The organism is Streptomyces sp. NPDC102462, assembly GCF_044765425.1.
Taxonomy (GTDB): Bacteria; Actinomycetota; Actinomycetes; order Streptomycetales; family Streptomycetaceae; genus Streptomyces.
In genome coordinates this window covers 26,201-34,368 of record NZ_JBIWKB010000082.1, presented here as the reverse complement: position 1 = coordinate 34,368, position 8,168 = coordinate 26,201, and the positions used below count along the sequence as shown (strand labels likewise).

Here is an 8,168-nt window from a genome sequence, read left to right as displayed (position 1 = left end):
ACAGGATCGCCACGATGCCGAATGCGGTCCACCCCCCGTAGAAGACCGCAGCGACCAGGCCGAGCGCGGTGACCGCGAACGACCAGCCGAAGGTTCTCAGGAGCATGGGCTATCCGATCGTGTGGTCGGGGAGGAGGGCGATGCCGTCGTCGTCGGCGTGCAGGATGTCGCCGGGGCGGAAGGTGACGCCGCCGAAGGTGACGGGGATGTCGACGGCCCCGGCGGAGTTCTTGGCGCTCTTGCGGGGGTTGGTGCCCAGTGCCTTGATGCCGAGGCGGAGGCCCGCCAGGGCCGCGCTGTCGCGGACGGCGCCGTGCAGGACGAGGCCGGACCAGCCGTTGTCCTGGGCGGCACCGGCGATGAGGTCGCCGACCAGGGCGGTGCGCGTGGAACCGCCGCCGTCGACGACGAGGACGTGGCCGTCGCCCGGGGTGCGCAGCAGGTCGCGCAGGAGGCCGTTGTCCTCGTGGCAGGAGACGGTGCGGATCGGGCCGGCGAAGCTCCGGTGGGCGCCGAACTGGCGGAACTGCAGGTCGCAGACGCGTAGATCGATGCCGTACTGATCGACGAGGTCGGCGGTGGGCACGGGGGTGACTGTCATAGGGGCTCCTTCGCTGGGGTGACTGCCGCGCTCGCGGTTCATCCGGCCGTCATGGGGATGCGGGTGCGAGCGCGGCAGCCTGCTCGGGGGTGAGGGGGCGGGTGGTGTGACCCCTCAGGAGGAGATGCAGCTTGGCGGTCTCCTCCAGTTCCTCGATCGCGTCGGCGGCCTGCTCCAGTGACGCGCCGGCGACGACCGGGCCGTGGTTGGCGAGGAGGATTGCGTGGTGGTCCCGGGCCGTGCGCTCGGCCAGCGGTTCCAGCGTGCTGTCGCCGGGCGCGTGGTAGGGGAGCAGGGGCAGGGTGCCGACGCGCATGGCGTAGTACGCGGTGAGTGGCGGAAGGACGTCGACCGGGTTCACGTCGGCGAGGCAGGAGATCGCGGCGGCGTGGGTGGAGTGCAGGTGGACGACCGCGCGGGCGGTGGGCCGGGCCCGGTAGAAGGCGGCGTGCAGGAACGCCTCCTTCGTCGGACGGGGACCCTCCAGGTGCTTTCCGTGCAGGTCGGTGCGGGACAGCTCGGCTTCCTCCACGGTGCCCAGGCTGGACCCGGTGGGTGTGAGCAGCAGGCTTCCGTCGGCCAGCCGGACGGACAGATTGCCGGTCGAGCCGTGGGTCAGACCGCGGGTGAACAGGGAGTGAGCGGTACGGACGATGAGGGCGCGGGCGGCCGACTCGTCGGTGTGGGCGGTCACATGGTCTCCGTGAGGGCCCGGGTGAACAGGTCGGGGGCACCGAAGTTGCCGGACTTCAGCATGAGGGCGAGGTCGCCGCTCTTGGTGCTGGCGTACGTCCACGGCACGCCGGGGTCGGCTTCCTCGCCGACGAGTACGGCCCGTACGCCGAGGGCGGTGGTGACGGCCCCGGAGGTCTCCCCGCCGGCGACGAGCAGTCGGCGTACGCCGCGTTCGACGAGGTGGGAGGCGAGGGCGCCGAGCAGTTCCTCGACCTGCGCGGCGGCTTCCGCGACTCCCAACTGCCCTTGTACGGCGGCGAGTTCTTCGGGAGAAGCGGAGGCGTAGATCAGCACGGGCCGGGTGGGGTCCTGTTCGTCGTACCAGGCCAGTGCCTCGGCGGTGATGTCGCGGCCGGTGGCGGCGGCGAGGACGTCGAGGTGGAGGGAGGGCAGTCCGGCGGCGTAGAACTGGGCGATCTGCTCCAGCGTACGGGCCGAGCAACTGCCCGCCAGGACGGCGGCCCGCCCCTGGTCCGGCCGGGGTTCGGCGGTGGCCGGACCGGCGGCCGGGTAGGCGTGCCCGAGTCCTTCGGCGAGGCCGGCGGCACCGGCGACGACCGGCAGTTCGAGCGCGGCGGCACCGAGGACGGCGAGGTCATCGTCGGTGAGGGCGTCGGCGATCACGTGCCGGACAGCGGCCCGCTCATGGGTGAGCAGGGCCTCGCGTACGGCCTCGACGCCACGGCGCACGGTGGGCAGGTCGAGCACGGCCACCCCGTGCGGGGTCTGCGCGGAGAGCAGACGCGGCAGGGAGGAGTCCGTCATCGGGTTGAGCGGGTGGTGACGCAGCGGCGAGTCGGACAGCAACTGGTCGTGGACGAAGAGGTGACCCTGGTAGACGGTGCGGCCGTTGGGCGGGGAGGCCGGGCAGTGCAGGGTGACGGTGGCACCGGCGGCGTCCATCAGGGCGTCGGTGACCGGGCCGATGTTGCCGTGCGGGGTGGAGTCGAAGGTGGAGCAGTACTTGAAGTAGACCTGGGGGGCGCCGTTCGCCCGCAGCCAGCGCTGGGCGGCGAGCGTGTCGGCGACGGCCTCCTTGGCGGGTGTGGAGCGGGACTTGAGGGCGACCACGGCGGCGTCGCAGTCCACCGGGAGCATGGTGGTGTCGTCCGGGGTGCCGAAGACCAGGGCGGTGCGCAGGCCCGCACGCCGGAAGGCGGCGGCGACATCGGTGCCGCCGGTGAAGTCGTCGGCTGTGCAGCCGATGCGCAGGGTCATGGTCGGGGGTTTCTCCTCGGGCGTGCGGGCATGTCGTGCGGACCCGGGGCGGGCGGCGGAGTCACCCGCCCCGGAGCGGGGGGTCAGTTCTGGCCGGCGCCGATGGCCTTGATGACGGCGGCGGTGAACTCGGTGGTGGACGCGGAGCCGCCGAGGTCGCGGGTGGAGGTGCCGGCGGCGATCGCGTCGGCCACACCCTTCTCGATGACCTCCGCGACGGTGGTGAGCTTCTCGTCGCCGTGCTTGGCGGCCAGCCACTCGAAGAGCATCGCGCCGGAGAGGATCATGGCGACCGGGTTGGCGGTGTTCTGCCCGGCGATGTCGGGGGCCGAGCCGTGCGACGCCTGCGCCATGGCGGTGGTGGCGGAGGCGTTGATGGAGGGCGCGGTGCCGAGCGAGCCGGAGATCTCGCCGGCCAGGTCGGAGAGGATGTCGCCGAACATGTTCTCGGTGACGATGACGTCGAAGTCCTGGGCGCGGCGCACCAGGTGGACGGTCATGGCGTCGATGTGGAAGTCGTCCACCGCCACGTCCGGGTAGTCCTTGGCCACTTCCTGGCACACCGTGCGGAACAGGCCGGTGGTCAGCTTGAGGACGTTGGCCTTGTGGACGATGGTGAGCTTCTTGCGGCGCGAGCGTGCCAGGTCGAAGGCGACACGGGCGACGCGCTCGGTGGCCTCGCGGGTGATGATGCCCAGCATGATCGCGGTGTCCGGGGTGGGCATGAACTCGCCGGTGCCCGCGAAGGTGTTGCGGTCGGCGTAGAAGCCCTCGGTGTTCTCGCGGACGATGACCAGGTCGGCGTTGTCGCAGACGGCCTCGGCGCCGGGGAAGGACTTGGCGGGACGGATGTTGGCGAACAGCCGGAAGTGCTTGCGCAGGGTGCCCGAGGGGTTGAGCGCGGACTTGTGCGGCTCGGGGTAGGAGACCGAGTCGTGCGGGCCGAGGTACCAGCCGTCAAGACCGGCCAGGGCGTCCTTGGTCTCCTCGGGTACCGCGGTGCCGTGGGTCTCGATGGCGGAGGCGCCCAGCGGCAGGATCACCCAGTCGACCGAGACACCGGCGGCCCGGGCGGCGGCGGTCGCGATCTCGACGGAGGACGGGACGATCTCGGGGCCGATGCCGTCGCCCTCGAGGACGCCGAGGCGGTAGGTCTTGCTGCTCATGGTGCGGGTTCCTCTCAGAACAGGGGGTGGGGGAGCGGGGTGGGTCAGGACAGTGCGGTCGCGGCGTCGGTGAGCGCGGTCCAGGAGCGGGCGGCGGCCTTGGAGCTGTCGCCGTCCTGGGTGTGTTCCAGGGTCAGCCAGCCGGTGAAGCGGGCGTCGCGGAGCGCGGTGAACAGGGCGGGGAGCCGGGGGTCACCGACCGTCAGGGGTCCTCGGGTCGAGGCGGCGGCGAGTTGGAGGCAGCCCGTGACACCGGCGTGTTCGGTGACCGCCCCGACCACCTCGACCCCCTCGGCGTCGAGGTGGTGCGTGTCAAGAACCAGTCCGGCGGGAGCGTCCAGCGTGCTGAGGACGGCGACCGCCTCCTCGGGGGTGTGCCACAGCGAGGTGTTGGCCCGGGACTGGGGTTCCAGCAGCAGCAGGCTGCCGCGGTCGGCGGCCTCTTCGGCCATCTGGCGCACGGCGCGTTCGGCCCACAGGCGCTGCATGTCCTCCAGGCCCGGAAGGAACATGCCCCGCGTCTGGCCCAGCGTGACCGGTACCCCCAGTTCACCGGCGAGCCGGGCCGCGCCCAGCAGCCGGAACAGGGCATGGCGGCGCACGTCGGGGGAGGGGTCGGTCAGTGTCAGGCGGTCCTGGGCGGCGGCCGGTCCGGTGCCGATGCCCAGGACCTTCAGGCCGGCCGACTCCACGGTTCGCCGCAGGGCTTCCGCGTCCTGGGCGCCCACCTCGCGGACCTGTACCTCCACACCGTCGTAACCGAGTTCGGCCAGATCACGGACGGCCTCGGCGAGCGGTGCCGAGTGGCCGAGCGGCATGGGGCAGACGCAGTCGTCGCCGGAGACGGTGTAGGCCAGCGGCCAGGGCAGTGCGGCGGTCATGTCGCGGCCACCGGGGCCGGGGCGGCCTGCGCCGCGTCGCGCGTGAGCAGGTCGCGCAGTTCACGGGCGGCGGCACCGGCACCGTCCAGCACCGGTACGCCGACCAGGGCGGCCAGGGCGTCGCGGGCGGGAGTGAGCGAGTACTGCGCCAGGAGCACCGCGTCGGCGTTGGCGCCCCCGGCCGCTCGGAGGGCGTCCGCCAGGTGGCGGGCGGCGGTCTCGGGGTCGGCCGCGACGGCGGCCTCCTCGCTGAGGGCGGTCATGATGTCGACCGGACGGTCCGGGCGGACGGCCGGGACGAGTGCTTCGAGCTGGGCGACGGCGGACGGTACGGCCGGCGGGGTCGAGGCGACGACGGCCAGGCGCCGGCAGGGGCCGGCCAGCGCGGCCTTGAACATCGACTCGTCCGACTTCAGCACGGGCACGTTCCACAGCGCCCGGGCGGTGTCCACGACTTCCCCATAGGAGGAGCAGGTCAGCAGCAGGCCCTGGGCGCCGCCGTCCAGCACATGCCCGATCAGACGGAGCATGCGTCGGCGCAGCGTGTCGGTGAGTCCACCGGCCTCTCGGGCGTCGTCCAACAGGCGGTCGTCCAGCACGTTCCAGACCGTGGCCTGCGGGAACTCCTCGGCGAACGCCTGATGGGCGATGCGGTGCGCGGTCGGCACGGCGTGGATCATGGCGACCAGGGGATGGGGTTCGATCACCGGGCTCTTCCTTATCCGGTAGGCGGGGACCGGCCGGGGTCCCGACCATGGGCCGCCTCCTTCGGCCGGCACGGAGACGTCCGGCGGCGGTGGGGAGGGGGTCCGAGATGGGACGGCAGCGTGTTGTCGCGGTGCCGCGCCGTCACTGTAGGCCGAACCGGTAAACCGGTCAACCGGTTGTAGGTGTGCGAGGCCGCGAGGGGCCGGGCTCGGCCCGGCGCCCCGCGCGGACCGCTATCCCTCGCGCTGTTCGAGCGCCTTCATCAGGCGCCGGGACGCGCCCTCCATGTGCCGGGCCATCGCCGTACGGGCGGCTTCCGCGTCGCCGCGCGCGACCGCCTCGAAGATCGGCACGTGGTCGGCGTAGGCGACCTCTCGGGTGCGCACCGCGCCGGTCCGTTCCACCCAGCCGCGCTGGATCATCGCCCGCATGCCCTTGAGCATGTCCCGCAGCACCGTGTTCCCGGCCAGTTCGCCCAGCGCCGCGTGGAAGGCGGTGTCCGCCTCGGGGAACTCCTCGTCCGGGCATTCCCGCATGGCCGCGAGCCGGGCCCGCAGCAGCTCCACGCCCGCCTCGTCGCGGGCCCGGGCGGCCAGGCCGGCGACGATCACCTCCAGTTCGGCGCGGGCCTGCACCATGTCGCGGGCGCCACGCTCGCCGAGGACGAGACCCAGCTCGAACAGGCGGTAGAGCACGTCCGAATCGGTGCCTCGGAAGTAGGTCCCGCTGGACTGCCGGATCTCCAGCAGGCCGAGAAAGCCGAGCGACTTGATCGCCTCGCGCACGGTGGGCCGGTTCACCCCGAGCATCTCGGTGAGCTGCCGCTCGGAGGGGATGCGGTCGCCGGGCTGGACCTCGCCGGACATCAGGTAGTCGATCAGGCGGCGGGAGACCTCGGCGGCCAGCGGCTCGCGTGGTTCGACCGTGATCCTGGCGAGTTCGGCCATCGAATTCCTCACTTCGGTATTGACGCGATGGCCGGATTCTAGTTACCTACCGGCAATCCGGTAAACCGGTTGTCCGGTTCCCGGCGGTATCGAGCCACCTCACGTCTCCCTCTCGTCAGCCGCCCCGGAGGTCCCACCCATGCCAGGCGCACTCCTGACGTCCTTCCCGGGCCGCTGCCCGCCATGACGGTGCGCCGGCCGAGCCGCCGTACAGGAGCCGCACGCACCATGACCGACCCGACGCACGAGCCGAGTACGGCCCCGCGTGCGCTGCCGGTCGTTCCCCGACCCGACACGCACTGACCCGCGCCGCCTTGCGCCGCCGCCCGACCGGCGGCCCTCAGCCCTGCACCAAGGAGCAACGATGCTCGCCGTCCTCGGCTTCGCCACCCTGGGCAGCTTCATGCTGCTCGTGATGCGGAAGCACCTCTCCGCGTTCACCGCCATCATGCTCACCCCGATCGTCGCCGCAATGATCGCGGGCAAGGGCACCAAGCTCGGCGACATGATCATGAACGGCCTGGACACGGTCGCGCCGACCGCGGCCCTCTTGCTGTTCGCCGTCCTCTACTTCGGCCTGATGATGGAGGTGAAGCTCTTCGAGCCGATCGTCCAGGCCATCGTCCGCGCCTCCAAGGGCGATCCGGTCAAGATCGTCGTTGGTACCGCCGTACTGTCGCTCTGCGTCGCCCTGGACGGGGACGGCACCACCAGCTACATGATCGTCTGCTCGGCGTTTCTGCCCATCTACCGGCGCCTCGGCATGAACCCGCTGATCCTCGCGACGCTCGCCGCCATGGCGCTCGGCACCATCTCCGGCACCACTCCCTGGGGCGGCGCCGCCACCCGCGGCATCAGCGTTCTGCACCTGAACGCGAGTGAATACTTCGTCCACATGATCGGTCCCATGGCCCTGACCAGCCTGGCCATCGTTGCCGTCGCCTACTGGCTCGGCCTGCGCGAACGCAGCAAGATCGACCCCGAGAAGCTGGCCGCCTACAAACTGGAGATCGCCTCCGGCGAGGCGTTCGAGCCGGTCAAGGCCGACTGGCGGATGTGGTTCAACGCCGCCCTGACGGTCCTGCTGATGGTTCTGCTCATCCTGGAGGTCGCCGACCTGCTGGTGCTGTTCATGGTGGCCTTCGTCATCGCCCTGCTCGCCAACATCCGCGGCATCGGTGACCAGCAGGAACTCATCAAGCGCCAGGCTTCCAACGCCGTCCCGGTGATGATCCTCGTCCTGGCCGCCGGCGTCTTCACCGGCATCATGACCGACTCCGGCATGATCAAGGCGATGGCGGACGCGGCCCTCTCGATCGTCCCCGAGGGCTGGGGCGACGTCATCCCGCTGTTCACCGCGATCCTCGCCCTTCCGCTCGGCTTCTTCATGTCCAACGACGGCTACTGGTTCGGTGTCGTCCCCGTCCTCGCCGAGTCCGCCACCCACTACGGCATACCCGCCAACGAGATAGCCAGGGCCGGCGCCATCGGCCAGATCCTCCACATGATGGGTCCGACCAGCGCTCCGCTCTGGGTCCTCATCGGGCTGGTCAAGACCGAACTCGGCGACTTCCAGAGGCACGCCCTGCGCTGGGGCGTTCTCGTCTCCCTCGCCTACATCGTCTTCGCGGTCATCACCGGCGCGATCAGCGTCACTTGAGCCGCCGGCCGGTGCGGGGCCGCTCGTGTCGCGCCCGCAGGCGCCGCTTTTCGGCCGCGATATTTTTCAACCGGCGCGGCCGACGCGACGGCGGCGCACGACCCCAGCCGGCCGCGACGTCGGTCACCGGCGTGGTGAACACCACGCCGAAGAGGCCGGCCACCCGCACCCGGGACATCGGCGGCGCCTTCGGCCCCACCGACTTCGCGGCAGAGATCCGCCGCACCACCGAGCACACCGGAGACAACTCCT

The 8,168-nt window shown here is 71.5% G+C and carries 9 protein-coding genes; 1 reads left to right on the top strand and 8 read right to left on the bottom strand.

What is annotated here, in order from left to right:
• Window positions 1–109: 109 nt before the first annotated feature.
• The 7 genes from rraA to ACIRFL_RS39740 form a co-directional block, all read right to left on the bottom strand.
• On the bottom strand, window positions 110–601 hold the full coding sequence (gene rraA / locus ACIRFL_RS39770; RefSeq protein WP_404039327.1) for a ribonuclease E activity regulator RraA: 492 nt from the start codon (window positions 599–601) through the stop codon (window positions 110–112).
• A 49-nt stretch (window positions 602–650) separates the two neighbouring features.
• Complete coding sequence (gene otnC / locus ACIRFL_RS39765; RefSeq protein WP_404039324.1) at window positions 651–1,295, bottom strand: 3-oxo-tetronate 4-phosphate decarboxylase; 645 nt, start codon at window positions 1,293–1,295, stop codon at window positions 651–653.
• Window positions 1,292–2,554, bottom strand: coding sequence for a 3-oxo-tetronate kinase (gene otnK / locus ACIRFL_RS39760; protein WP_404039321.1), 1,263 nt, complete (start codon window positions 2,552–2,554; stop codon window positions 1,292–1,294). The genes otnC and otnK overlap by 4 nt, the downstream gene beginning before the upstream one ends.
• Window positions 2,555–2,637: 83 nt before the next feature.
• Window positions 2,638–3,720: an isocitrate/isopropylmalate dehydrogenase family protein gene (locus ACIRFL_RS39755; protein WP_404039318.1), complete on the bottom strand. Its 1,083-nt coding sequence runs from the start codon at window positions 3,718–3,720 to the stop codon at window positions 2,638–2,640.
• A 44-nt stretch (window positions 3,721–3,764) separates the two neighbouring features.
• Complete coding sequence (locus tag ACIRFL_RS39750) at window positions 3,765–4,601, bottom strand: sugar phosphate isomerase/epimerase family protein (RefSeq protein ID WP_404039315.1); 837 nt, start codon at window positions 4,599–4,601, stop codon at window positions 3,765–3,767.
• A complete protein-coding gene (locus ACIRFL_RS39745; RefSeq protein WP_404039313.1) occupies window positions 4,598–5,308 on the bottom strand; it encodes an aspartate/glutamate racemase family protein in 711 nt (236 codons plus the stop codon). Before ACIRFL_RS39745 ends, ACIRFL_RS39750 begins: the two co-directional genes overlap by 4 nt.
• Window positions 5,309–5,542: 234 nt before the next feature.
• Window positions 5,543–6,256: a FadR/GntR family transcriptional regulator gene (locus tag ACIRFL_RS39740; RefSeq protein ID WP_404039310.1), complete on the bottom strand. Its 714-nt coding sequence runs from the start codon at window positions 6,254–6,256 to the stop codon at window positions 5,543–5,545.
• Between the two features lie 364 nt (window positions 6,257–6,620).
• Here ACIRFL_RS39740 and ACIRFL_RS39735 point away from each other — a divergent pair, with 364 nt between their 5' ends.
• The gene (locus ACIRFL_RS39735) at window positions 6,621–7,916 is read left to right on the top strand and encodes a CitMHS family transporter (protein ID WP_404039307.1); all 1,296 of its coding nucleotides are present in this window, start codon (window positions 6,621–6,623) and stop codon (window positions 7,914–7,916) included.
• Here the strand turns inward: ACIRFL_RS39735 and ACIRFL_RS39730 are convergent.
• Entirely contained in the window at window positions 7,909–8,154 is a 246-nt protein-coding gene (locus ACIRFL_RS39730) for a hypothetical protein (RefSeq protein ID WP_404039304.1), read from the bottom strand. The two genes, ACIRFL_RS39735 and ACIRFL_RS39730, sit on opposite strands and share 8 nt — an antisense overlap.
• Between the last annotated feature and the right edge of the window lie 14 nt (window positions 8,155–8,168).

What these genes read in the sequence shown, in the direction of transcription:
- rraA (WP_404039327.1), bottom strand. Translation starts at nt 601, where the DNA reads ATGACAGTCACCCCCGTGCCCACCGCCGACCTCGTCGATCAGTACGGC.
- otnK (WP_404039321.1), bottom strand. Translation starts at nt 2,554, where the DNA reads ATGACCCTGCGCATCGGCTGCACAGCCGACGACTTCACCGGCGGCACC.
- ACIRFL_RS39755 (WP_404039318.1), bottom strand. Translation starts at nt 3,720, where the DNA reads ATGAGCAGCAAGACCTACCGCCTCGGCGTCCTCGAGGGCGACGGCATC.
- ACIRFL_RS39750 (WP_404039315.1), bottom strand. Translation starts at nt 4,601, where the DNA reads ATGACCGCCGCACTGCCCTGGCCGCTGGCCTACACCGTCTCCGGCGAC.
- ACIRFL_RS39740 (WP_404039310.1), bottom strand. Translation starts at nt 6,256, where the DNA reads ATGGCCGAACTCGCCAGGATCACGGTCGAACCACGCGAGCCGCTGGCC.
- ACIRFL_RS39735 (WP_404039307.1), top strand. Translation starts at nt 6,621, where the DNA reads ATGCTCGCCGTCCTCGGCTTCGCCACCCTGGGCAGCTTCATGCTGCTC.